This window comes from Oribacterium sp. FC2011 (assembly GCF_000701645.1).
Taxonomy (GTDB): Bacteria; Bacillota; Clostridia; order Lachnospirales; family Lachnospiraceae; genus Oribacterium.
In genome coordinates, this window is record NZ_JNJM01000005.1 from 179,688 (window position 1) to 206,519 (window position 26,832).

Below are 26,832 nucleotides of genomic sequence, written 5' to 3' on the forward strand. Positions count from 1 at the left end.
TATCACTATTTTATAAAAAATTTATATGTTCGTTTTTCTGATTTTTTAACACATTAAAAATTTAACACGATTTTTTGTGCATGTTTTTCATTATATTGGTTATCAATACCTTGTATTAGTAGATTTTTTTGTATTATAATAGCTTTGGCTTCAGCAAAAATTCAAAAAATAACAGATTCAGAAGGCAATACGCCTTATTTTTGAACCTGTTATGTTTGTTTTTACGTTCATTTTATGAGCGTTTGTTGCATAAGTTAATCCAATTAAAGGAGAACGATATGAAAGCATACAGTATCGGCCTTTATGAAAAGGCCATGCCGGGAAATCTTTCCTGGAAGGAGAAGCTACTATGTGCAAAGGAATGCGGTTATGATTTCGTCGAAATATCCATAGACGAAACAGATGACAAGCTTTCCCGTCTGGAATGGTCCAAAGAAGAACGTCTTGATCTCATCAAGACTATGTTCGAGACAGGTGTTCCACTCAGAAGCATGTGCCTGTCCGGTCACAGAAAGTATCCCTTCGGTTCCAAAGATAAAGCCACAAGAGACAGAAGTATGGAGATCATGGAAAAGGCCATATGTCTCGCCGATGACCTTGGCATAAGGATCATTCAGCTTGCGGGATACGACGTTTATTATGAAGACAGTACCGATGAAAGCAAGGCTCTTTTCCTTGAGAACCTGAAAAAGGCAACTCTTATGGCTTCGGCAAAAGGCATAGTCATGGGATTTGAGACCATGGAAACAGAATTTATGAACACCACAGAAAAGTCCATGAAGTATGTTTCTGCAGTTGATAATGCCTACCTCGGGGTTTATCCGGATTCCGGAAATCTGACAAACGCTGCAAAAACCTATGGAACCAGCGTTTTAGATGACCTTGAAACCGGCCGCGGACATCTCTTTGCATTGCATCTTAAGGAAACAGTCCCGGGCAAATTCAGGGAAATCCCATTCCTGACAGGTCATGTTGATTTCAAGAGTGTTGTAGATAAGGCCTGGGATCTGGGCATCAGACGTTTCGTAACAGAAATGTGGTATGTCGGTCAGGACAGCTGGAAGGAAGACATTAAATTTGCCAATAAGAGCATGAGCGAAATCATTGATAAAGTTTCAGAGTCTAAATAAGAGAGGTGAAAAATATGCATGTAGAAAAAAAGGTAATATCAAATCTCAATAAGTGCTATTCCATGGCAGAGCTGAACTACAAGGGTCAGCATTGTTTCCTCGTTGCAGCGGAGAAACAGGATCCCTGCTATCTTTTTAGTGAGGACGGAACACAGCTCACAACAGTATGGGAACAGCCCGGCGGAGTTATGACCATGGCACAGGTTCCCGGAACAGACGGACAGTTCCTTGCAACCCACAAGTTCTACTCTCCTAATGATTCACTTAATGCGAAGATCGTTATCGCTACTCCAAAAGCGGATGGTTCTTTTGATATAAGAACTCTTGTTAATGCTCCTTTCGTTCACCGCTTCGGAATCCTTCACCGCTCAGGCGTTGATTATCTCATTGTCTGCTGCCTGAAGTCAGGACACGAGTATAAGAACGACTGGCGTTTCAAAGGTGCCTGCTATGGTGCGGTACTTCCAAAGGATCTTTCAGGATTCAATGAAGATAATCAGCTGAAGCTTACTCTTTTAAAGGATGGCATGCTCAAGAACCACGGCTATGCAAAGACCACACATGGCGGTCACGAGGCTGCCCTCGTTGGATGCGAAGAAGGAACCTTCCTGTTTGATCCGCCTGCAGTACCCGGAGCAGACTGGACAGTAACCCAGGTTTGTGATGTTCCTTCAAGTGATTCGGTTCTCATTGACTTCGACGGAGACGGAAAGCCCGAGCTTGGTATGATAAGCCCGTTCCACGGAAATTCACTAACAATCTGGCATCTTGATGAGCATGACAGATATGTTCCTCAGTGGAAGTTTGCCGGTCCGGAAAAAGACACAGAGATGGTTCACGCAACCTATGCCTGTGAGATACTTGGCAAACAGACCTGGATCGTAGGATGGAGAAAGGGAACCAAGGACACCATCGCCATCACATGGGACGAAGCTGCAGGCGATTACCATGTTGACTACATCGACAAGAACACCGGATGTGCAAATGCCCTTCATTTCAAGGACAAGGACGGCGTTGATGTAATAGTTGCAACAAACCGTGAAATAGACGAAGTAGCTTATTACAAGATTACAGAATAACATAAAAAACCGGGACGGTTCACGAGAACCGCCCCGGTTTTTTTGAATTCTTTTAATCTTTCACCTTCTTAATAAGCATAAGAACATTTTCATCTCCGTCTCTTTCATAAAGGACTTTGTCCATGGATTTCTTCACCATAAAGATCCCGAGACCGCCTATCTGACGTTCTTCAGCTTTTAAAGTTATATCAGGATCTTCTCTTGCAAGAGGATTATAGAATATCCCCTTATCCCGGAAGGTGATCTGAACATTATCCCCCGATGGATCCCGGGATAAAGAAACGCAGGCCAGACGAGGAACTTCCGGTCCCATCTCCTTATATGCATAATTAGCAATATTTACAAAGATCTCTTCACAGGCGATGCAGATCTTTATTTCCATAGGTGTACTGCAGCCCATTTCAGCCAGATACTCACTGATATAATCCGTGACATTATCGAGTTCATCGAGAACCGCATCTACCACGATTTCTTTTCTGTTGATCTCAACTATATCCTTCATAGTCATCGCACCTCATATTACAGCATCTTGTGAATCATCCTGCTCTGTACTGTTGCCCCTGTAAGAGAACCCCAGCATTGTGATATCATCAAACTGCTCCGAATCTCCCACAAACAGGTCTATCTTTTCCTTTACCGCCCTAAGAATTTTTCCGGGATCAGCACCCGGATCAATGTTTAGAGCTTCCAGCATTCTGTTTGTGCCAAACTGCTCGTCTTCAGCATTGGTAGATTCAGGAACTCCGTCCGTGTATGTAAACAGCGAACCACCGGCTTTAAGACAAAATTCATATTCCTTATACTTTGAACCTTCCATAGCCCCCAAAGGCAGACCGTGATCATCTTCCATAAGTTCAAAGGATTCCGCAGGTCCCTTAAGGGCCGGGTACTCATGTCCTGCATTTACGGCCGTAACCTTACCGGTTTTAGTGTCAATTTTTGCAAGCCAGGCAGTGACGAACATGTCCTCTTTATTGTTATCGCAAAGCTGATCATTTACTGTACGAAAAACCTCAGAGGGAGATATGCCGGGAAAAGCATTGGTCTTTATAAGTATCTTGCTTATCATCATAAAGAGCGCTGCCGGTATTCCTTTACCCGAAACATCCGCCATTACCAGCACGATATTATCATCGTCAATTCTGAAGAAATCATAAAAGTCTCCTGCAACTTCCTTGGCAGGTGTCATGGTTGCATAGAGATCAAAATTCTGTCCTTTTGTAAAATCCTCAAAATCCACGGGCAGCATATGTGCCTGAATATCCGTGGCCAGAGACAGTTCCGTTGCGGTACGTTCTTCCCTGGAAATTGCTTCTTTCAGATCCGCCTGATATTTACCGAGGGACTCTGCCATATTGTTGAAAGATACAGCAAGACTGCCTATTTCGTCATTCGTATTCACTAAAGTCCTGTGATCTAGATTTCCCAGACTTATCTTCTTCATATCACCGGCCAGAACCTTCAAAGGCTCACTAAGATTATACGATACTTTTCCTGCAACATACATTGAAATAATACTTAATATGAAAAACAACAGGAAACAGGTAACCAGCACTGATTCTATAGTAGTTTCTATAGTCTGGTTCATCAACCCGGTGTTTTGATCTATTTCATTTTCTATACTGTTTATGGGTCCCATTACAGAACTAAGCGGGCTTTGTATCACCAGTCTCAGATTGACATAATCTATATCCGAATATGCAAAAAGATATTCCTCCCGAGTTTCCGGATCTGTACTGAACAAAGCACCGGATTCAGCATATTTCCTTATTATTTCTTTCAATCCGTAAAGTCCCGGATAATTAACGAAACCGATGGTCATATCCTGTTCATCTTCAGTATAAACCTTACCGGTTTCTGCAAGAACAGCGCCTTGGTTATCCAGGAGAATCGCAAGATCAGATTCATTCATACCTTTACTGACTATGTCACTAAATATTTCCTCTGTGCTGACATCCAAAGCAACGCATCCGGCATATTCGCCGTTTTTATAATGGAAGGGTGCCACACAGGTTATTACATCTCCCCGGCCAAATCCGTCTTTATAGTGCTTCGTAAAAACCGGACCCGGGCTTTCCTTGCCAAGCTGATACCATCCGGTATCTTTAAAATCATAATATTTTGTATTGGCAATGCCCTGCTCAGTCGAAGATACATTCTCATCATAGGTAAGCAGCAATCCTTCTTCGGTGGCGATATAAAGGGCAGTTATCTCGGGATGGCGGCCTGATATAGACCTGCAAATATATTCAATATTTGAGAGAATCCCGGCCTTGGCCTGATTTTTTTCATCATAATCAATGCTTTCATCGCAAAGGGTAAGGAACATTGAATCATAACCAAGGGGCAATCCATCACCCCACACAATATCTTTCCTTGTGAATTTTCCCGGTTCCTGAAGAATCTCCTCAGCGTAAGCAGCCAGGTATTCTGCATCCTCCATATAGGTATAGAATTTTACACCGGCGATATTTGCCCTGTCGCAAACCGTGTTCTTTACATTATTTCTAAAGGAGTCTCGAAGAGCCACTCTGCTTTTCTGCGCCGCTTCCCTGCCGAACTTAATGCTTTCGGTTTCCGCCTCATTATGGACGAATCTTAAAGCATATACGCATACAACCGTAGATAGTATGATGGCTGCTATAGCAACGCACAGAGTCATGCCCGTGAGTTTCCTTGCGAAGGATGAGTTACTCTTTTTCCTTCTCCTGCTGTTAATATGTTCTCTCAGTCGGGTTCTGATATTTTTATGATTCATGACTCTTCACCCTCCTGCGGCTTTTTTCCGTTAAACTGCAGGCAAAGCATCGTAAAATCATCAAACTGCGGTGCATCCCCCACAAATTCATCAACGCTCTTTTTCATAAAGGACAGGATTTCTTCGGGAGCCTTATCTCTTATTTTGTTTAATGCCTCAGTCATCCTGTCAGTCCCAAACAGTTTTTCCTCCCTGTTTGTGGCCTCAGTGACACCATCTGTGTACAGAAACAGCTTGCTTCCGGGTGAAAGCATAAACTCATATTGTTTGAATTGTATGTCTTCCATGCTGCCCAGAGGCAGGGTATGTTTATCCTTCATAAGTGAGAATGCTTCGTGGGGAAGCATTATCGCAGGATACTCGTGACCCGCGTTGCAGGCTTTTACCATGCCCGTTTTCAGATCAAGTATCCCCAGCCATGCAGTTATAAACATATCGTTCTGATTATTTTCACAAAGTTTCGCATTTACATAGCTGAATACCTTTTCCGGAGAGTCCTCAACATAAGTATGGGTCTTTATAAGCGTCTTTGTTACGGCCATATACAGGGAAGCCGGAACGCCTTTGCCTGATACATCTGCCATTACCATTGCAAGATGATCTTCATCGATCAAAAAGAAATCGTAAAAATCTCCGCCCACTTCCTTTGCGGTATTCATGGAGGCATAAACATCAAAATCGTGTCTGTCCGGAAAAGCAGGGAATACACTAGGCAAAAGACTTGTCTGGATACTTTTTGCCATGGAAAGCTCTGCAGCGATACGCTCCTCTTTCACGGTAACACGTTTGATATTTTCCATGTGTTGCTGGATAGAAGATGCCATGCGGTTAAATGTCCTTGCAAGATCACCTATCTCATCCTTTGTATCAACTTTTGTCCTATGAGAAAGATCACCATTGGAAAATTTTTGCACATCAGATTCCAGACGCCTGATGGGATCGATCAAGCTGAAAGACTGAATCGTAACAACAACAGCAGTCAGCAGGAGAATAACCGCAAATATAATGAGACATTTATTGACAACCTGTCCGGAGGCCTCATCAAAATTCTTTGATACAGTTTCAACACTGTTTCCTATTTCGAGTCTTATATCTGAAGCAGCCTTTGTAAATGCCTCCTTAGGTGCCTTAACAACAAAAATCCAGTTGGTATGTTTGATATAGGATGCTCCGATATAGCAGGTCCCTTCGGGCTCTTCAACGGTATATAATACCGTTTCGTCTTCCCCAACCCCACTGAGATTACTTATCAGTTCATCAATTCCCTCGAAACTGCCTTCAGGATCATCATCCGTCATATCTTTGCAGGCAAGTATCCTGCCATCAGGTGTAACGATATACGCTTCCATATTGTCGGATACATTACTGTTTACCACAGCCCGGTACAGATCGTCTGTATGTATATCGATGCCTATACATCCGACAAAGTCGCCATTCCCATCAAAAAATGGTATAGCACAGCTTGTCACACTGCCTTTAATAAACTGATCCACGTATCTTGAAATAAATGTGATCTCCCCATTATTTTTGGCAAGCCTGTACCAGTCCCTCTGCCTGTATTCATAATATCTGTCATCGCCTTCATTGTCTGCAGCTATTTCAGCAAAATCATCATAGCTTATAAGTACGCCTGTTTCCGTACCCACATAAAGATCTACGTACTCCGGGTTAGCTTCTTTAATAGGCTTAAATATTTTGACTATATTTGCTATTAATTCAGCCTCATCCTTAACCTTACCTTCATAGATGACATCCTTATTTGCCAGAAGTTTGTACAAAGACATTTTGCCTGCCATATCCATAGAGATATCAGGCACATGAACGGGATCAAAACGGTCACTGTATTTATAAATGTCATTCATAAACGACTGAAGATAGCATGCGTCATTCATGTAACTGTTTATGGATTCGTTTACATAGGCCATTTTTTCGCCAAGCTGATCTCCAACCTGATCCTCAAGGTCGGCGATCATCGCTTCTTCACTAAGGTCAGCTGCGCTATGGGCAAAGCCTGCGCTTATCCTCTCAGTGGAAGAATGAACTCTTTTTATGGCAAAAATACTTATAAAGGAAGAAGCTATCAGAGTAATGACAACAAGGCCGATAACGGCATTGGACAACTTGTAAAAAATGCTGCTCCTGTTTATATCAACAGTATCTCCAGAAGCAGTATCCTTTTCCCTACGTATTTTTATGATTGTTTTTAAATATAATGCGAATGCTGTGAATATCAATATAATTAACAGAATAAGCATTATTGTTGCCTTGCGGCTGCCGATCATTGATACACCTCTTTTAGCATTAGTCTCTTAACAGATTTATACTCTTAAGAACATTGCCCTCAAAATCATATATGCTGAATATGTCTCCATCTATTATAGCATAACTGTTGGGGTTTCCACCCTTTGGAATAGAGGTACTTCCCGGGTTCAGATGATAAAAGCTTATGCCATCCTTTTCCATTTTCTCAGCATTGATAAGATGTGTATGGCCATGTAAAAGTACATCTCCGTCAGAAAGAGGCGGAAGGTTCACTTCATTAAACACATGCCCGTGGGTCGCAAAGATAGTATGGCCATTCAGTACCAATATGGCATAATCTGCAAGTACAGGAAACTTGAGCACCATCTGATCTACTTCAGCTTCGCAGTTTCCTCTGACCGCCCATATTTTGTTCTTCAAAGGATTAAGCATTTCTATGACTTCCTTAGGGGCATAGTCCCTGGGAAGGTCATTACGGGGTCCGTGGTACAGTATGTCTCCGAGTATGATAAGGCGCTCCGCACCGCTTTTCTCATAGGCTTCCAGGGTTTTTCTGCACCAGTATGCGGAACCGTGAATATCGCTGGCGATGAAGTATTTCATAGAATTACATCCTCTCAGGTGCGCTAAATCCCAGGGTTTCTATACAGGTGGTGAGGACCTTCCATGTTAACATGAGGAGGCTCATGTAGCCCTGTTTCTTTTTCTCATCAGGCTCGCCCAGGAACTTAACATCATGATAGAAACTGTTGAAAGCGTTGGACACTTCGTAGATGTAAGAACAGATACGATGAGGAGCAAGCTCTCTCCATGCACCGTTTATCTCATCCTGATATCTCGTAAGAAGTGTCTCAAGAGTGCGTCCGCTCTTATCTTCAACAGGAAGTATCTCAAAATCTACAGAATGTGCATTAATATAATCTTTTACCGGCACATCTTCTCCGATGCCCTGCTCCTGCATAAATTTACGTATAATAGAGCTGATACGAACAATGGTATAAAGGATATATGGTCCGGTGTTTCCTTCAAAGGAAGTGAATTTATCAAGATCAAAGATATAGTCCTTTGTAGCCTGATTGCTGAGATCGCCGTACTTAAGTGCAGCAAGACCTACAAGTGATGCAATCTTTTCGGCCTCTTCAGCGCTTATCTCATCACCTCTTGATTCCTTTATTCTCTCAAGTACCTTTGCATTGGTTTCAGCTATAAGCTTCTCGAGTCGGAGAACGCCGCCCTCTCGTGTCTTGAAGGGCTTTCCATCCTTACCGTTCATGGTACCGAAACCTATGAACTTAAGCTCCTCCTCCGGTCTTACGTAGCCTGCCTTACGGGCAACTCTGAAGAACTGGGTATAGTGGAGTGACTGACGGCTGTCCGCAATGTAAATGTATTCATCCGGCTTATAGAGCTTTTCACGTTCAATGATGGTGCCAAGATCCGATGTGGCATAGAGCGCACCACCGTCGGATTTACGAACCATGCATGGAGGAATTTCCTTAGGATCTTCAGGTTCATTTACATCAACAACGAGAGCTCCCTGTGACTCGTATGCAAGTTCCTTATCGATAAGATCCTGAATAAGTCCCGGGATATACTGCTGGGCATCACTCTCACCCTTCCAGAGATCAAAGTGAACATCGAGGTTTCCATAATTCTTCTTAAGGTCCGCAACAGAAACTGCCATGATCTTCTTCCATACCTCACGATACTTAGGATCACCTTCCTGAAGCTTTACAGTGGCAGTATGTGCACGTTCAGCGAAATCAGGATTGATCAGTGTTCCGTCTTCATTCTTATCCTTTGCTTTCTTGGATGCAAATGGATATATTTCTTCAAGCTGAGCTATATCAAGTTCCTCGTCAAGCTGTCCTCTGTCCTCAAGCTCAGCTATGATAAGTCCCATCTGAAGTCCCCAGTCCCCGAGGTGAACATCACCTATAACTTCATTACCCTGCTGCTTAGCCATTCTTTTAATAGTTTCTCCGATAACGGCTGAACGAAGGTGCCCAACATGGAGAGGCTTTGCAACATTGGCTCCGCCGTAATCTACGATGATTTTCTTTCCCTCATGGGCGTCAAGTCCGAGATCCTCACGGAAGGTCATCTCGTTAAGGTATTTCTTAACCAGGTCCTCAGAGAGGTTAATGTTTATAAATCCCGGCATAACTGCTGAAACTTCAGAAAACATAAGGATATCATCTCTCTTCATATCCTTAAGCTTTTCTACAACTTCATTTGCGATATCAATAGGCTTCTTGTGGTACTGCTTGGCGCCGGCCATGGCTCCGTTACACTGATACTCGCAAAGGTCAGGACGATTGGAAATAGTAACCTTTCCAAGTTCTGAATCATAACCGCAAAGTGCAAAACCGGTTCTTACCGCATCTCCGATAACATTAAGTATGGTAGTCAATGTGAAACTCCTTTTATCTATAAATATGAAAATTTAAGCGAGCAGGTAAACCCTTACTCATTATGAGTTAGCCGTCACATGGGTGTTTGTACAATTATACCGCACGCGTAACAACTTTAACGAGATTAAAAAAAGGTTTCCTTTCGGGAAACCTTTCTCAAAAACGGAGATTTCTCCGTAAATCTTTATTTAAGATTAACCACGAGACTCGTACTGACCAGTCTGTGTTGAAACGATAACCTTGTCTCCGATGTTGATGAAAAGAGGAACCTGGATATCAACACCTGTCTCAAGAGTTGCAGGCTTTGTAGCACCTGTAGCTGTGTTGCCCTTTACACCAGGCTCTGTGTGAACAACCTCAAGAGTAACCTTAAGAGGTGGCTCTACTGCGAATACCTTACCCTGGTATGAATCAACACGAACTGTCTCGTTCTCCTTAACGAACTTCATGGAATCAGCGATCTCATCGTGTGAAAGAGCGATCTGCTCGAATGTCTCAGGATTCATGAAGTTGTACATCTCACCATCATCATAGAGATACTGCATATCCTGTCTGTCGATGTGTGCTGGAGGGAACTTCTCTGTAGGACGGAATGTACGCTCTGTTACACCACCGTTGATTACGTTTCTAAGCTTTGTTCTAACGAAAGCTGCTCCCTTACCCGGCTTAACGTGCTGGAACTCAATAATCTGAACAACCTGACCTTCGATCTCGAGTGTGACACCGTTTCTGAAATCACCTGCTGATACCATAAAATCCTCCTAAATAATGAAACTACTGAATATTTCTATTCGGTTTGTTTATCGTTTTTTAATTAAATTCTCGTGCTTTGTGGCACCATGATAAGCCATTACGGCACTCGAGCTCACAAAATACTGATGTATTTTAATACATTAGAGAGCATAATGCAATACCTTCGTTGATTTTTTTGGCTGCGGATATTTGCGGATAATTCATTGAGATTAGTAATGTATTACATCAGTCTCACTTATGATTTTTTCAATAACAGATTTTGCTTCGTCGCTTGTGAAGTATTTGTACGTCGTCTCGGGAACAAGGTCTTTTATGCTGTCAAGCTCTCCGTCGTGGATTGCTTTTCGGACGGCGGAGGCGGAAATCGCCTTACCGTCGTGTTCTTTTCGAGGGACTATGTGGCACTCTATGCCGGCTTTCGGCAGGGCTTCAGACATGATGTCGTTATAGATGCCTGTGACAAGTGAGGTTGGTTCGTCTCCGACGAATCGGGAATTTATCAGGAGCTTCTTTGCGATGCCTTCAAATACGTGGAGGTCTATGCCCGCCTGGCTCTTTATGACAGCATTATCGCCTTTTTGGAAGTAGGCGGGGAAGGTTGCCGAGCTTATGATATAGGATCCCGAATCATGATATATGATTCCCTTGAGGTCGGCGGTGCCTTCTTCGATGAGTTTTCTTCTTACGGAAAACGGAACAAGGCTTGCATCTTCGGAGACCATGGAGAGGTGGAGTATGTCACAGTTCTCCATGGCTTTTTCAACGAGATATCTATGGCCGAGGGTGAAAGGATTTGCGTTCATGACTATGGCTGAAACCTTAAGTCCGGAAGCTTCGACAGTGTTTGCACCCGAAGCTGATTCGGTTTCGTTCTGCAGTTTTGCTTCATAAGCCTTTGCTTTGTCAAAGTCCATTTCCTGCAGCTGCGCTAATGTCTCTTTCTTCAGGTTCTCAAGATAGTCCCTGAAGCCGGTTCTCTTGTTTTCCATGAAGACGATATTACACTCTTCCATACGGGCTATTTCTTTAAAGCCAAGGCTGTTAAAGAATAGTGCAGTATTACATTTGGTGTACAGGAAGATATGATAGTTTCCTCTTGAGAACTGGTATTCGATAAGATGGGATACTATATCGTTCATCAGGGCTTCTCCCTGATGGTCGGAGCTTACCGCCATACATCTCAGGGTATTTCCAAAGCAGCTTCCTGTTGCGATGACATTGTAGTCATCATCCAGCATGGCTGCTGTGTAATCCAGATTTTTGTCGAGGTGGATGCCTTCTTTTTCCAGGAGGTCCTCCACCAGAGTTTTCATATAGCGGTCCCCGGGACCCACTGATGTAATAGAATAATTTGCTTCTGCCATGCTACCTCCAATTATCCGTACCCGCTGCGCTCCGCAAGGTCAAGTTCGGCCTAAGGAGGGCTGAACTTGATCCCTTCGGGACAAGAGCTCCGCTCTTGCCATATCGGTCGGAGTTTTCCCGATGGAAAACTCCTCCACTCAGAACCTGTGTCCTCCACCGCCGCCGTGGTGGCCGCCGCCTCCGCCGCTGCTGTGATGACCGCCGCCTCCGCCGCCATAGTGATGACTTCCGCCGCCTCCGCTTGAGGAATGTGGTATATATCTCTTGGTCTGTCTCAGGAACTGTTCCACACTGGCGCCAACTATAAAGCTGTTTACCGCATGTACCAGAACCTCTTCACTCTTTATTTCTCTCTTGTAAGCCCTTCTTGAAAATGCGAGAAGACCGTAATTTATTAGAAGTGCAAGGATGATGGCGAGGACGGCATTACTGGTGTACTTCATAGGCTGGGCAATGCGTCCGCCTTCAAGCACCTTCTGCATCTGTTCGAAAACAAGGGATGCACATCCAAAATAATCGGCCTTAGTCGCAAGTCTGTAGGCATTATCAGTAATTGTCTCTGCCCTGTCGTTACTTATGATTCCAAGGACCTCTCCATCGCTGTGGATGAAGATCTCTCTGTTTGCCATATCGATCATGAACATGGTTCCGCTGTCCCAGTCAAAAAGCTCCTGGTATCTGCTCTCAGTATAGTATCTGGTCGAATCCGAATGGGTTTCTTCATTGGTTACGAAGGCAACATTACCATATTCAGTAATGCCTTTCATTTTAACTACAAGGTCATTTTCCTCATCATCAGTAATGAGGTCTGCAGCATCATCAATATAAACCACATAGTTAGTCTCCGGGTTCGTATATTTCACTTCCCCCGCAAAGCTCTCAGAGGCAAAAATGAAGATCATCACCAGCATTCCTAATGCAGCTCTCATAAAGGATGAAAATCTGTTATTTCTTATTGCCGCTTCATTTGCCTTATATTGTTTGAGGATTTCTTTCATGGTAAGTCCGGTCAGCAGCATTCCCAGAAATCTGTTTTTCTTCTTAAGCATGAATGTTACCTCCTTCCCTGTCAAAGTACTCCGGAATGGGATGAGTGGACAGGATATTGTACTTCTTAATGATTCCCGTAATGGTATAAACTATTCCGGCGAAAACCGTGGTAGCTGCCGCATAAAAGATAATGTCCTCAACGGGATTCCATACAAGTACCACAGCGGATATCACAAGTCCGGCTATAACGCCCGCCATCTCTGTGTAGCTGTACTTTTTAGCTGCCTTTTTGTCGCCCTTTGCTTTGGCCTTGGATGCCTTCTTGCTGTCCGTCATATAAATAAACAGGACAAATAATCCTACGATCAAAAGGATGCCCGCAACTATAAACCAATACTCTATCACTACGAATAATACACCAAGAACTACCTCCAGTCCCCAGTACGTCATGACCAGATATCCAATGATACCTCCGCAGCCTGCCGGCTGATGTTCCTTCTTTCCACCTGTTTTGGTCTTGAACTCTTTGTAGGCATTGGATTCCACCTTTGCGCCGTCTTTAAAGACACCCTTGCATCTTGCAGCAACATAGCCCTGGTCTTCCGTCGGGTCCTCCTGCTTCTCGATCTTATCTATCTCTTTCAGATACAGGATTCCTGTTATCAGTGCCATGATCAGTGCGAAAATCAGAACAGATCTCGGCATGATAGTAAACTGCAGGTTAAGAAGGATAAAGATTGGTATGGCCATCAGGAAAGAAGCTATATAGAATGACTTGAAATCCACAGGGATATCTGCAGAAAGCTTTCCGGTGACACCATTCATGACAGAATAGCATACACGGTCTCCCTTCCTGTAGGTAAGAAACCATACGGGAAGCATCGCCTCTTTTTCCCCGTTGTACTTAAGCTTAACCACTTCCTCGGCTTTAATGACGCCGGAGCCCAGATTGTCTCTGTCAAAACCTTTCTTTTTGCATTCCTTATCAATCTGTTCAAAGGTATGCTGCAGAACATAAACCTCTGCATCATCCCTGTAAACATCTGACGGAACATCCGGAACATCCGCGTAGAATCCGCATAAAAATGATGGTGTAAACTCTATCATATCTTTTGCATCGTAAGGAGCTATAACCTCCGCAATGTGGTCATTAAAAGAGCTGGAAGCATCAAAAGCTATTCCGTCAAACTTACCATCAACTTCCATGGTGAGATTATATTTGTCCGTTATCTCATATCTTCCCTCTATCTTAGACTTGGAAACCGGAACCTCAGCCTCAGGTCCAACAGAAAAACCATATACCCAGTATGGCATGTAAATGCCTACAAATCCGGATAATGCCTCAGGGTCTGTCAGCTCCTTGGGAGCATAAATCGCCCCCTTCATTCTCTTTACAAACTTTTCCTTGCAGGCAGCCTTATCGATTTTGAAAGGAATGATCTTCTCCGGTCTTCTCTCGTTACTGATCCTTGAGGAGAACACCGCCGGCTGTCCGCAATAACTGCAGAATCCGGCCGCACTTAAATTGGTACTGGATATCTCCGCGCCGCAGCTCTTACAGGTGAATATGGTCATCTGCATTACACGTCTGTTTCCACCGCCACCGGCATCTTCAGTTCCCCCGGATGTCTCCTGAGTTTCAGCATTAGCAGAATCCGAACCTGCCACGTCTCTCTCCGGAGTCACAGCATCAGCGGAATCCGGACTTTCCGCAGCTCCCTCCCCGGTTACTTCCGGAGCCTCTACTTCTATAATCCGTTCCTCTGCATCCTGTTCCTTTTCAACAGAATAAGGGTCATATTTGGTATCACAATGCTCACATTTAAGCATCTGTGATGGTATATCGAATCTCAGATCTCCACCGCAATTCGGACACTCATACATAACTACTTCCCTCCAGCTTCAAAAGTAATATGGTTACAGCGAGAATATCCGCAGCCCCGCCGGGACTGATATTCTTCTCAATACATTTTACATTAAGTTCTTCAATTGCCGAAAGTCCTTCTTCACTGAAAGCCGCTCCCAGCCTGACGATTTTTGCGCTTTCCGACCTCAGCCACTTCATTTCTTCATAAGAGCTCCTGGTGAGTACATTGGTATCCCGGAGCTCCGACATGATGGCCATGAGGGTGCTAATGTTTACGGCATTTTCATAATGCTCATCCCGCATGTTTCCTTCATCTTCAAGGAGGTCGGTTCTCAATGTTGCAACCCCGGCAATTTCACTCCGAAGTTTCATGTCCCCGGAAATATTCATAAACTTTCTCATGGCAGGTATGCCGATGTCACGGATAATGGGGAAACCCTCCATAGCCTGACCACGGATACCCTTTTCGCCGTACTTATGATAGAGCTTTTCGCCATGGGATCTCGGTTCGCGTTTTTCCATCTCCTCGAAATCTCTCTCAAGAATTCGTGCAGACATTCGCCTTCCGGTCTCGAGGATTTCAACTATATCAAAGAGTCTTTTAACTATATCTGATTCATCACCTCTGACGATTTTATCTGTTCCTGTTTCTTCATCTCTGACAGTTTTATCTTTCCCGAAAAAGCTTCTTTCATCAGGCTCTGTCTCATTATCACATGGTTCATGGAATAACCTTCTCCCTGCATTTATGCCTGCTGCCGCAAGAAGTATCCCCATGGTAAAGATCATACCCTTATGGGTGTTGACATTACCGGTTGCAGCATACATGGCTTTTTCTGCTTCAATTCCGGTTTTTCTAATATTTAAGAAAACCAATTCTTCGTCTGTGATTATTTCTGCACCTGAGTCAACCAAACCTGAATGAGTTTTTGTTTTAATATCATCCGGGTTCCCGAAAAAACCGGGATCTGATTTTTCATAGCATTGATGATCCAGTCCCTGCCTGAACATTTCTACAAGATAAGGCGTTATAGCTTCAGTGCTGGCCAGAAACGTCTCAAAAGTCATGTCCTTGTGAGCACCTGTATCTCTTCTGTCCACAAGTCCTGGCTTGGGGGTAGCATAAACCTCCCCAAGCAGAGCATTACGCACATACCATCCGACCATCTCCACAAGCTCTTTATAGTTTTTAGCTTCATTATCATTGCCATGTCGCATATCAGTATCATCCCAGCTTTTACAGTCCTTGACAAAGTTCATATATACAATCTTACACTTGTAAATATAATCAGATTATTTTTTTCACTCATGAACTTTTGCATTCCTGATAATCCTTTTTATCTCTTCTACCATTTCACTGACCTTGTGGGACCTGTTCCTTGCGCAAAAATGGGCTTCTTCCTCACACATAAGGCACTTTCTGGGACCCATTCCAAACTCCTCACGGCTGACCTTTGTCCCGTCGGTTTTTATCACATCAATATCAAAAATACGTCCCAGTCTGTCAGCCTCTTCGATCTCACACATGGCTTTCTTAATGTTTACAGAATCACTGTCGACAGAAGCATAAAAAACATATCCGGTTACGTATTCCTCTGTTTCCTCATACACGATTCTTAAGTCATGCTCCAGAAGTTTATTCTTAATCCTGATGACTCCTTCATGGAATGCCCACGAAAAATCCTCTGACACTTTGTGGGGGCCGGGAACATTGAGCATAAAACATATTACGGGAAATCCGGTTTTTTCTATGATACTTCTCTGCATTTCAACTCTGTGATCCCTTGCTTCCATCATTTCAGGTACAGTAACCTCATGATCATAATCCAGTATTTCCGACATTTTCCATCCTCCTAAGCCACACCTTTTTCTTACATTCCGCATTCCCGGACCTTAAGCCCGTCCTTACGTGCTTACTGGGAACACCAGCCCATTGAAAGTCGCTTCGCGAGGGCTGGTGCTACATGACAGGTTCCTTCGAAACCTGCCACAAGTCATGTGGGGCGTATCATGAATTCTATATTCCACCTTTGTGTAAACAAAGGAGATATATAGAATTCATAACACTTAGTATCATTATACAAAATAAAGACGTTGTGATGTATCCCTAAGACCATCACAACGTCACTTTTATTAATGTATAGTTTTATAACCTATTCTTCAAATATCAGTCCTTAAACTCAAAAGGCTTGATCTCTCGAACAACATCCATGATGGTTCCGTCACGGCCCTCGATGATACCTACTACACGGTCACCGAACTGAACCTTCTCAGGCTCGCCTGTGATGCTGTAAGCAATGTCTCTGAGCTCTTCGATAGTCTTGATAGGAAGTCCCTTATCCTTTGTAGCTTCGATAAGGTCTGTTCTTCTTGGATTGATTGCGATACCGTAATCGGTAACAACAACGTCAACGTCCTCACCCGGAGTTGTAACAGTTGTACAATCGGTGCAGATTGTAGGAATTCTTCCCTGCATGATAGGTGCGATAACGATTGTGCACTTAGCACCGGCAGCTGTATCAGGATGTCCGCCCTGGGCACCTGTGATAACACCGTCAGAACCTACTACTACGTTACAGTTGAAGTGTGTATCAACCTCAAGAGATGCAAGGATAACGAAGTCAAGCTTGTTAACATAAGCACCCTTGTTGAAAGGATCTGCATACTCACTTGCTGTGATGTAGTGATGGTTAGGATTTGTTGCAACGGACTTGATAGCGTCCTGATCGAAATCCTGTGTATCTACAAGAGTCTTGATAAGACCTTCCTCAAGAAGATCACACATTGGCTTAGCGATACCGCCTACACCGAAGGACATGTGAATGTTCTTCTCTCTCATGATCTCAGCAAGGAACTTAGTGGAAGCGATAGAAGCTCCGCCGACACCTGTCTGATATGAGAAGCCTTCCTTGAAGTAAGGAGTAGCTACTACGAAATCTGTGCAGTACTTAGCCATGAGAAGCTTTCTCTGGTCTGTTGTAGGCTTTGCAGCACCTGTAGCAATCTTTGTAGGATCACCGATCTCATCAACCTTAACTACATAATCAACATAGGTCTGTGTGATCTGTGCAGGAAGGTTAGGGAACGGTACAAGTGTATCTGTGATAGCAACTACACGGTCAGCATACATAGCATCTGCAGCTGCGTATGAAAGAACACCACAGTCAGCCTTACCGCCGTTAGCATTGAGGTTACCGTACTCATCGGCTGTAGGAGCACCGATAAATGCTATATCGATATGTGTCTCACCACTCTCGATAGCTCTTGAACGGGCACCGTGTGAACGCATGATAGCAAGACCCTTAAGTCTTCCCTCGGAAATTGCCTTACCGATCTGTCCGCGAACACCTGATGACTGGATCTCTGTGATGGTTCCGTCATCAAGCATATATACTATAGGATCATTCTGGCTTCCAAGTGATGAAGCACAGATGGTGAGGTTCTTGATACCCATGTTATGAACTTCTTCCATAACCATATTGAGAACCTTATCACCGTTACGGAAGTGATGATGGAATGAAAGTGTCATGCCATCCTTGATTCCGCACTTTACGAGTACGTCATGGATACTGTCAACAAGCTTTGTTCCGTTTGAATTGATAACGCACTTTACTTTATGTGAAGCTGTCTGATACTCATAGCCGTCGAAATGATGAGTACCCTGGAATACTTCTTTACCTGTTGCCTTTAAGATTTCATCAGGTATATCTCTACCAACTGCATTAATCATAATTACAGATCCCCCTTATAAACTCCGGCAGCCTTTGCAAGCATGATGTTTCTCTTAGCACCATCATAGAAAGCGATATCGATCATCTTTCCGTCAACAGTGAATACACCGATGCCCTTAGCCTTCTTGTCATCGATTTCCTTGATAACCTTCTCTGAGAAGATGATCTCCTTCTGAGTAGGGGTATAAATATCATGAACTATGTCGATCTGACGTGGGTTGATACATGACTTTCCGTCAAATCCCATATCATGGATCATCTGAACTTCCTTACGGAAACCTTCCATATCGTCAAGATTGGTCCATACTGTATCGAAACACTGAACACCTGCTGCACGAGCCGCGATGATCATCTGCTGACGGGCACCCATGAGCTCTACACCTGTTCCGGTGATACGTGTCTGAAGATCCTTTGTATAGTCACCACCTGAAAGAGCTACACCGATCATACGGTCTGATGAAGTACATACTTCATAAGCATTCATAACACCCTTGCAGGACTCGAGAGCTGACATGATAAGAGTTGATCCCGGCTCACGGTTGAACTCTTCCTCAGCTGCAACGATCTTTTCCTCTACGGCACGAACCATAGCTGCATCCTCAGTCTTAGGGATACGGATAACATCAGCTCCGCCTGCTACGCAGACACGGATATCCTCTTCCCAAAGATCTGTATCGAGTCCGTTGATACGAACTACTCTCTCTGATCCTCTGTAATCAATGGTCTTAAGAGCGTGATAAAGAGAAAATCTTGCTGTATCCTTTGCAGTAACAGCTACGGCATCCTCAAGGTCAAGCATGAGGGAGTCAATCTTGTAAATGTACGGATCCTTGATAAGTGAAGGCTTCTGTGCATTCAGGAACATCATGGATCTTCTTAATCTTTTCTTGTTAGGATTCTCGATCATCTGATTGCACCTCCCCATGGTAAATCTTTGTACTGGTCTACTGAACGGAAAACTGCACCCTCGATACGAGCCTTAATTGTGCAGTCAAGCGCTCCCTTGTCAACGATAGAAATCTTTACGTTATCTACGCCAAGATTTGCTAATGTCTCCAGTGTCACCTTACGGATCTGGTTTCCGAACTGATGAGCTACAGCAGAATCCAGTGTGAAATCGATCTTTCCATCACCAGGCTCAACTGTTACCTGGCAGTCACTGGATTCCATAGTGCCCGCTACAGCAGGTTTCTTAATTTCCATAGTTTCCTCCTTGGATGCAGGATGCTTAATGATCCCGCGTAAACAATTGCGACATTAAAGTTCTTTCATAACGCTCATTTTAAGTGGACAAAAACGTCTCCTTGAAACAGCTATTATTTCACGATCCCGATGCGCTATAAATGCGCCTAACTATTAGTAATTATATCCTAGCGCCTCGGAAGTATAAACTTTTCATTTGTTATATTTTTATAATAAATCACCTTTGCTCTATAGTAAAATATTTGTATTATTATGGCTTTTATAGGTTTTTCCTATTTGCGCTTCGGAGAAAAAAACAGTCAGGTTAAGAATTTTGCAAGGGGGTCTGACCCCCCAAAAAAATAGGAATGCTATCCCGTTTTCAGGGATGGCATTCCTTATTGTCTATATCATTTTTGAGGTATGAAAATTATCAAAATCACTCAGGTACGGACCGGTTCATGCCGTACCCGGTGAAATGATTTTCAATTATTTATTATGACCAAACTTGTTGTAGTTGATGAGGCATCCGTCCTGAACGATCTGACGCTCATTCTCTGTCATAGGAAGAACATAAAGCTCGATCTCTGTAGCCTTTCCGTCCTTGATAACGTATGCCTTGATGTCATCAAGCTTGTTATCCTGAAGAGCCTTCTTTATACCGGGAACATAGATGTAATCATCTACCTCGAACTTGTCAGGCTCGCCCTTGAGATGGAACGGAACCATACCCCAGTTCATACAGTTGGATCTGTATCTCTTTGTAGCATACTCCTGAGTGATGTTTGCAAGAGCTCCGAGAACTCTCTGGCAGGAAGCAGCCTGCTCACGTGCAGATCCGTCGCCCGGCTTGTTGGCGTAAATTGTGGAACCTATCTCTACGTCAGCAGCATTAACATTCTGCTGACCCGGAATTGTGTTGATAACCTTGAATACATCAGCTATCTCTGCAGGAACATTTCCGTTCTTACGCTCAGCCTCAAGATCTCTTACAGCCTTAGCCTTTCCAACATACTGAGGATCTCTTCTTGAAAGTGTGAACTCAGCAAGTCCGAGAGGATTTGATCTGTAAGATGAAGTCTCACCTGAAGGGATAAGCTCATCAGTTGTTGTTACAGGATCAAGTATCTTTGATGCAACCTTAAGGAGAATATTGTCTGTCATCTCCTCCTGCTCAGGCCAATCCTTGATGTTAGGTCCGAAACGAAGCTCTGTATCAAGCTTAGCTTCACCTACGCCCTGATACAGTCTGTTTCTGTAAGCCTTGTCATCGTAGTTGTACTCAGGGATATCGCCCCAGCAATCAAGCTCTTCAGCTGATGTAAGGATACCCTTGTTAGCTGCAGTAGCCGCGATTGAACGGGCATCCATGAGACATACTGCTGACATCTGTCCGTTACCCGGCTTTGAACCTTCACGGTTAGGGAAGTTACGGGTTGTATGACGAATTGAAAGAGCATTGTTGGCAGGTGTATCACCGGCACCGAAGCAAGGTCCGCAGAATGCTGAACGGATGATAGCACCGGCATCCATAAGATCTGCAAGAAGTCCCTTACGGTCAAGGTCTGTATATACAGGCTGTGATGAAGGATATACGCTGAGATAGAACTCACCGTCACCGATATTCTTGTCCTTAAGAGCATGGGCAGCCTCAACAACGTTTGTATAGTTACCGCCGGCACAGCCTGCGATGATACCCTGCTGAACCTGAAGCTTGCCATCCTTAGTGATCTTATCAAGAAGAGTAAAATGTGCTCTTCCTTCAGCAACCTTATCAGCTGCCTTCTCTGTCTCACGAAGAATGTCCTCAAGATTGTCGTAGAGCTCTGTGATCTCGTAAGCATTGGAAGGATGGAAAGGAAGCGCGATCATAGGACGGATCTCCGAAAGATCGATCTCTACGCAGCCATCATAGTATGCAACCTCCGCAGGATTCAGTTCCTTGAACTCATCTGCACGACCATGCTTTGCAAGATATGCCTTGGTATCATCATCTGTTCTCCAAACTGATGAAAGACATGTTGTCTCGGTTGTCATAACATCTATGCCGTTTCTGTAGTCTGTTGTCATAGATGAAACGCCTGGTCCTACAAACTCCATTACCTTATTCTTTACATAGCCATTCTTGAATACTGCCTTAACGATAGCAAGTGCGATATCATGAGGTCCTACAAATGGTGCAGGCTTTCCTGTAAGGTAAACACAAACCACGCCGGGGTATGCAACATCATAGGTCTGCTGAAGGAGCTGCTTTGAAAGCTCTCCGCCGCCCTCACCGATAGCCATGGTTCCGAGAGCACCGTAACGTGTATGTGAGTCAGATCCGAGGATCATTTTTCCGCCGCCTGCAAATTTCTCACGCATGAACTGGTGACAAACTGCTACGTGAGGAGGAACATAGATTCCGCCGTACTTCTTGGCAGCTGAAAGACCGAAGTAGTGGTCGTCATCATTGATAGTACCGCCAACTGCGCAAAGTGAATTGTGGCAACATGTAAGAACATATGGAAGCGAGAACTTCTCCATTCCTGAAGCTCTTGCTGTCTGGATGATACCTACATAAGTGATATCATGTGATACCATTGCATCAAACCTGATCTTGAGATCATCCATGTTTGAATTGGTATTGTGAGACTTCATGATACCATACGCAATAGTACCCTTCTTTGCCTCTGCCTTGTCTGCAGCCTTGCCGGTAAGCTGCTCTACCTTGGCTGCTTCCTTCTCGGGAACGATTTCTTTTCCGTTTACGAGATATACGCCGCCTTCATGAAGCTTGACCATAATAAAACCTCCTTAATAGTGCCCTTATGGGTTAAAATATACGTTTTTGAAAATCCATAGACATATGCACATTGCACAATTCCGATGTGGCTTTCAATAGTAAATTTACGTTTATTGTAGCACATTTTTAATCTGCAATCCGCTTTATGCCATCAATTATCTATGCAAATATATTAATTCAGATATGAATATTAGTAAAATATATATATCGATATAAAGGCCATAGGCATTTCCTATTGCCTTCGCCGCCCTGTATACAATCTTCCTATGCTTTTGAGAAAAAACATGCCGTTCCTACCACATTTTCCTATGAGTAGGAACGGCACTTTTTATTCATCTCTCATGATGAAGCTGTTATTGTGTCAGGAACCCGGAATTAATAGAAGAGATGTCCGAGATTGAATACACCGAGTGCAGCCATGATTACGTTGATTACAACGTTCATTACTGATAAGAAGAAAAGAGTCTTGAACATCTTGTTCATCTCATCTGTTGTTGTCTCCTTTGCTGCTGAGTAAGAAGACATGATGATCGCACCACCTGTTGAAAGAGGGCTGATAGCTGCTGCAAAGGATGTAGCTGTAACTGCTGATATAAGCTCTACATAGCTTACATTTGATCCGAATGTCTTAACAATGTTGTCACAGATAGGATAAAGTGTAGGCATTACAACACCGGTTGTTGAACTTACCCATGAAAGGATACCTGAAGTAGCTGCCATGATAGGTGCTGCTGTGCTCTGGTTCATATGTGAGCTTAAGAAATCTGATACAAGTGTGATACCGCCGAGCTTGTCGATAACATTTACAAGTACGCCTACACCACAGATGAGCATCAGTGTGCCCCAAGGGATTGACTTAATAGCCTTCTTCTCGTCTGCACATCCGAGAAGGATAAGTACTGCAGCTGCAACGAATGCAAAAAGTCCTGTGTCAAGCTTGAAACCGATACATGCAACAACCATGATAACGATAGCTGCAACTGTGATCTTCTGATCTCTGTTAAATGCAGGAATATCCGAAAGCTTAAGAGGATTGTCTCCCTTTACCTTGTAACCCTTGTAGTAGATGTAAAGAATAAGTGTGAAAACGAAACCTGAAAGAAGTGTTGTAAGGAAAAGGTGAGTGCCAAATCCTGTGTATCCCAGAGGCTCACTGAGGTTCTTAGCAAGGATACCCGTCATGGACAATGTGGAAGCACATCCTGCATTAGCACCAAGCTTTGCATAAAGAGCGGTAGCCATAGGATTGATATCAAGCTCAAATGCAAGATATACAGCAAATGTTGTCATAAGGATTCCGGCTGCGATATGTCCGGGTCCGATAGCTGAGATGAATGCTGAAAGAGCAAACATAAGAATCGGTATAAGATAAGTTCTCTTTCCTACGAGAGCTACGATTTTCTTGGAAAAAAGATCAAGTGTACCATTCTGTGAAGCCATTCCGAAGAAGAAGGTAACACCTACAAGTGTAACAAACATGGAGCTTGAAAAGCCCTTTGAAATATCCTTTGCTGACATCTCTCCTGCCAGACCAAGGAGGAACGCTGCTCCGATTGAAAAGAAACCGATATTTATCTTCTTGATAAATCCGACTGCAACTACTACAGCCAATACTACAAGTGAAATCAATGCAAAATTCATTTCTAAATCTCCTAAATTTTTCCGAGGCTGAATGCCTCTACCATAGATTCAAATATCCCAAACGTTATATGTCCAAAGAATCACTATCCTGACTTCTGATTTGTCCGGTTTTCCGGAATCAGAAGAATTTTATTCTATACTATTATGTCTTTCTTTTCAGCCTCTTATGACTGCATTACCTTCCATAATGAAGTTAGCAGTTCTGAATCCAAAGGTATCGTCGATCTTTGGTACACCCGGCTTTTCTGCATCTGCAGCATAGTCAACTCCGCACTCAAGAATGCCGCTTGCGTGTCCTATACGGATAAACTGTGTATCTGTGTCTGCCGAGAGAACCTTATTAACAACGCTTCCCTTAACTACAGCTGCTGCCGCTGTGCACATAGCACCTGTCATTGCATAGCTTGGATGAGCCTTCTGCATTGACATCATTCTGGAAAGAAGGTCAATGTTTTCTTTCTTGATTTCCTTGCCATCCATGGTTGTATAATCCGCAGCTTCGGAAACGAAGGTCATCTTTGGTATACCCGGTGTCTCCCATGCTGACTTTGTATAATCATCGATGAGACCAAGCTTTACTGCCGCAAGACCTCTTACCTTTTCAAGAAGATCAAGCTTTTCAGCATCGCCGTTAATGTCATCAGGTGTCTCACCGCCGTTTAAGCCAAGGCTCTGTGCCTTTACAAATACCAGAGGATTTGCTGCATCAACGATGGAAACCTCAACCTTACCGAAATCAGGAACATCCAGGACATCTACAGCATTTCCTGTAGGAAGAAGTCCTTTTCCAAGGGTTCCTGCCGGATCTATAAATTTAAGCTTTATGGGGGATGCTGTTCCGGGAACTCCGGCTATAGCGAAATCGCCGTCATAAACTACTTCTCCGTCTTCAGTCTTAACTTCCTCTTCAATGATCTTATCAGTGTTTGTGTTGAAGACGCGAACGCTTGTCATTCCGTCCTTTACTTCAACCAGTCCCTTTTCAATTGCGAAGGGTCCTACACCGGAAGAAATGTTTCCGCAGTTTCCTTTGTAGCTTACGATTGGCTTATCAACCGATACCTGAGCGAAGGTGTAATCAACATCTGCATCAGGTCTGTCAGACTTCTTTATGATAGCTACCTTACTTGTTACTGACTGTGACCCTCCAAGTCCGTCTATCTGCTTTTTGTCAGGACTTCCCATAAGTCTCAGAAGGATGTTGTCCCACTCGCTTTTATCCTTCGGAAGGTCACTTTCAAGAATGTAAACGCCTTTGCTGGTTCCGCCTCTGATGATAGTAACCGGCAGCTTCATCGCACTTTCTTGCATCTTTCCCATATTATCTCCTTTTTTGCTGCCACTTCCTTAAAGCCACAGCCTCTAAACAGTCAGATCAGAAAATGTTACCCATCGGGGGATGATGAGCAACATTTCGTTAGGTTTTCAATGAACAAGTGCGCATTTGTTTCTGTATCTTTACAATAGCATTTGTATTTTTATATATCCAATGCATTTATTCGATAAAAAGTATGCATTGGACGTATAGTTTTGCCGGTGATATGATTAAAAGGCAGGAGGTGCTTATGGATTTTAAGGATTTGACATATTTAATTGCAATAGATAAATACGGAAATATTTCGAAAGCGTCGGAGGCTCTTTTTCTGTCACAGCCTTCGCTTTCCAGATTTTTGCAGAATACCGAGTCCTATGTGGGGCAGCCTTTATTTAACCGTATCGGCAATAAATATGTGCCGACCTATGTGGGGCAGAGGTATCTTGCGAGAGCAAAAGAGATATTAAACATAAAAAAAGAACTGGATCAGGAAATCGGAGACATTCTGAAGAATGACTCAGGTCTTCTTAATGTGGGCTTCCCTGCCATGAGAGGAACCTATATGCTGCCCTGCACTCTTCCCATATTCCACAGTCTGTATCCGAATGTAAAAATCCAGATTCACGAGGCCAGCTCCAGCCGTCTTAACGAATTGATCCTGAACGGTGACATTGACCTTGCGTTATATAATCAGCCCGATGACAATCCTAACATTGAGACCGAGATAATAAGCCGCGAGGAGATGGTTCTGGTAATGTCTCCGGATAATCCTCTGTGTGAACTGGCTTATCCCATGGAGGGATGCCGGTACCCACACCTGGATCTGAAGCTTCTTGAGGAAAAGGGGCAGGGTGTAATAATGCAGAATCCCAATCAGCGTACAAGAACCATCGTAGACAGACTTTTCCGGCAGCATCATGTCACTCCAAATATCATTTTGGAAACCAGTAATATCCGTGCTGAAGCGGAGCTTGCTTCCAGGAATTACGGTGTCTGTTTCATTACCGAGACTCATCTGAAGCATATGAAGCTCGACAAACCGCTGAAGTTTTTTTCCGTGGGTGACCCAAGCACTCCCATCAATTTTGTTGCGGCATACAGAAAGAACAGTTATCTGCCGTATCATGCTACGGAGTATATTAAGATTGTGAGGGACTTCACATAATTTCTAACCGGACAGGCAGACCAGAGGGGCATCCCTGATACACCGAGTCGCCTGCGGTGGAAAAATCGAAAATATCCCCCCCTAAGAATACCGATAAAAAGCTTGCTCTTAAAGAAACCTGCAACATCGATGTCTGATGTAACAGTCTTTCCGTCTGCCTTCATCTTCTTAAGTGAAGTAACGATATTTACTACTGAAAGAACTATCATGATGGCGAGAATGATCTGTGGCCAGAATGCCGCACCAAGCTCTGTCTCTGATGCTGCCGCTGCAGGATCAGCGCCGATCATCGCGAAAAGTCCTATTCCTGCAATGATTAAAACTGCTGAAAAAATGATACCAAAATAAATCCCCCTTTTTGAAAATCGGGGAAACAAATAACTTGTTCCCCCGAC

General features: G+C 43.7%; 21 protein-coding genes. 3 read left to right on the plus strand and 18 right to left on the minus strand.

Annotated elements, in window-relative coordinates; translation table 11 throughout:
- Nucleotides 1–278: 278 nt before the first annotated feature.
- Together T357_RS0105855 and T357_RS0105860 are read left to right on the plus strand one after the other, a co-directional pair.
- Entirely contained in the window at nt 279–1,130 is an 852-nt protein-coding gene (locus tag T357_RS0105855; protein ID WP_044916246.1) for an L-ribulose-5-phosphate 3-epimerase, read from the plus strand.
- A 14-nt stretch (nt 1,131–1,144) separates the two neighbouring features.
- Nucleotides 1,145–2,209: a hypothetical protein gene (locus tag T357_RS0105860; protein ID WP_031549708.1), complete on the plus strand. Its 1,065-nt coding sequence runs from the start codon at nt 1,145–1,147 to the stop codon at nt 2,207–2,209.
- A 52-nt stretch (nt 2,210–2,261) separates the two neighbouring features.
- Here T357_RS0105860 and T357_RS0105865 read toward each other — a convergent pair whose 3' ends face one another.
- From T357_RS0105865 to T357_RS0105945, 17 genes are all read right to left on the minus strand, one after another.
- Nucleotides 2,262–2,717 (minus strand): ATP-binding protein, encoded by a 456-nt coding sequence (locus T357_RS0105865; RefSeq protein ID WP_049962302.1) that lies wholly within the window; start codon nt 2,715–2,717, stop codon nt 2,262–2,264.
- A 6-nt stretch (nt 2,718–2,723) separates the two neighbouring features.
- Nucleotides 2,724–4,967, minus strand: coding sequence for a SpoIIE family protein phosphatase (locus T357_RS20070; protein WP_049962303.1), 2,244 nt, complete (start codon nt 4,965–4,967; stop codon nt 2,724–2,726).
- Nucleotides 4,964–7,249 carry a SpoIIE family protein phosphatase gene (locus T357_RS20075; RefSeq protein WP_049962304.1) on the minus strand — a complete coding sequence of 762 codons (2,286 nt, stop codon included), beginning with the start codon at nt 7,247–7,249 and terminating at the stop codon, nt 4,964–4,966. The genes T357_RS20070 and T357_RS20075 overlap by 4 nt, the downstream gene beginning before the upstream one ends.
- A gap of 19 nt (nt 7,250–7,268) precedes the next feature.
- Nucleotides 7,269–7,832, minus strand: a complete 564-nt coding sequence (yfcE, locus tag T357_RS0105880; protein ID WP_031549715.1) for a phosphodiesterase — start codon at nt 7,830–7,832, stop codon at nt 7,269–7,271.
- Between the two features lie 4 nt (nt 7,833–7,836).
- Nucleotides 7,837–9,642, minus strand: a complete 1,806-nt coding sequence (argS, locus tag T357_RS0105885) for an arginine--tRNA ligase (protein ID WP_031549716.1) — start codon at nt 9,640–9,642, stop codon at nt 7,837–7,839.
- 195 nt (nt 9,643–9,837) lie between these two features.
- The gene (efp, locus tag T357_RS0105890) at nt 9,838–10,395 is read right to left on the minus strand and encodes an elongation factor P (protein WP_031549717.1); all 558 of its coding nucleotides are present in this window, start codon (nt 10,393–10,395) and stop codon (nt 9,838–9,840) included.
- Nucleotides 10,396–10,605: 210 nt separating this feature from the next.
- Nucleotides 10,606–11,760 carry a [citrate (pro-3S)-lyase] ligase gene (locus tag T357_RS0105895; RefSeq protein ID WP_031549718.1) on the minus strand — a complete coding sequence of 385 codons (1,155 nt, stop codon included), beginning with the start codon at nt 11,758–11,760 and terminating at the stop codon, nt 10,606–10,608.
- A gap of 138 nt (nt 11,761–11,898) precedes the next feature.
- On the minus strand, nt 11,899–12,810 hold the full coding sequence (locus tag T357_RS0105900) for a TPM domain-containing protein (RefSeq protein WP_049962305.1): 912 nt from the start codon (nt 12,808–12,810) through the stop codon (nt 11,899–11,901).
- Nucleotides 12,803–14,635, minus strand: coding sequence for a hypothetical protein (locus T357_RS20080; protein WP_049962306.1), 1,833 nt, complete (start codon nt 14,633–14,635; stop codon nt 12,803–12,805). The genes T357_RS0105900 and T357_RS20080 overlap by 8 nt, the downstream gene beginning before the upstream one ends.
- On the minus strand, nt 14,628–15,878 hold the full coding sequence (locus tag T357_RS0105910) for a triphosphoribosyl-dephospho-CoA synthase (RefSeq protein ID WP_031549721.1): 1,251 nt from the start codon (nt 15,876–15,878) through the stop codon (nt 14,628–14,630). Before T357_RS0105910 ends, T357_RS20080 begins: the two co-directional genes overlap by 8 nt.
- 42 nt (nt 15,879–15,920) lie before the next feature.
- Nucleotides 15,921–16,460, minus strand: coding sequence for a citrate lyase holo-[acyl-carrier protein] synthase (citX, locus tag T357_RS0105915; protein WP_031549722.1), 540 nt, complete (start codon nt 16,458–16,460; stop codon nt 15,921–15,923).
- Between the two features lie 325 nt (nt 16,461–16,785).
- Entirely contained in the window at nt 16,786–18,348 is a 1,563-nt protein-coding gene (gene citF, locus T357_RS0105920; RefSeq protein ID WP_031549723.1) for a citrate lyase subunit alpha, read from the minus strand.
- Between the two features lie 2 nt (nt 18,349–18,350).
- The gene (locus tag T357_RS0105925) at nt 18,351–19,253 is read right to left on the minus strand and encodes an aldolase/citrate lyase family protein (protein WP_031549724.1); all 903 of its coding nucleotides are present in this window, start codon (nt 19,251–19,253) and stop codon (nt 18,351–18,353) included.
- Complete coding sequence (citD, locus tag T357_RS0105930) at nt 19,253–19,552, minus strand: citrate lyase acyl carrier protein (RefSeq protein ID WP_031549725.1); 300 nt, start codon at nt 19,550–19,552, stop codon at nt 19,253–19,255. Before citD ends, T357_RS0105925 begins: the two co-directional genes overlap by 1 nt.
- Nucleotides 19,553–20,020: 468 nt before the next feature.
- Nucleotides 20,021–22,315 carry a hydratase gene (locus T357_RS0105935; protein WP_031549726.1) on the minus strand — a complete coding sequence of 765 codons (2,295 nt, stop codon included), beginning with the start codon at nt 22,313–22,315 and terminating at the stop codon, nt 20,021–20,023.
- A gap of 376 nt (nt 22,316–22,691) precedes the next feature.
- A complete protein-coding gene (locus tag T357_RS0105940) occupies nt 22,692–23,957 on the minus strand; it encodes an ArsB/NhaD family transporter (RefSeq protein WP_031549727.1) in 1,266 nt (421 codons plus the stop codon).
- A gap of 156 nt (nt 23,958–24,113) precedes the next feature.
- Entirely contained in the window at nt 24,114–25,277 is a 1,164-nt protein-coding gene (locus T357_RS0105945; protein WP_031549728.1) for a 2-methylaconitate cis-trans isomerase PrpF family protein, read from the minus strand.
- A gap of 245 nt (nt 25,278–25,522) precedes the next feature.
- On the opposite strand from T357_RS0105945, the gene T357_RS0105950 reads away from it, so the two are divergent.
- Nucleotides 25,523–26,437: a LysR family transcriptional regulator gene (locus T357_RS0105950; RefSeq protein ID WP_031549729.1), complete on the plus strand. Its 915-nt coding sequence runs from the start codon at nt 25,523–25,525 to the stop codon at nt 26,435–26,437.
- Here T357_RS0105950 and T357_RS0105955 read toward each other — a convergent pair.
- On the minus strand, nt 26,395–26,727 hold the full coding sequence (locus T357_RS0105955) for a hypothetical protein (protein WP_155991263.1): 333 nt from the start codon (nt 26,725–26,727) through the stop codon (nt 26,395–26,397). The two genes, T357_RS0105950 and T357_RS0105955, sit on opposite strands and share 43 nt — an antisense overlap.
- Nucleotides 26,728–26,832 lie beyond the last annotated feature (105 nt).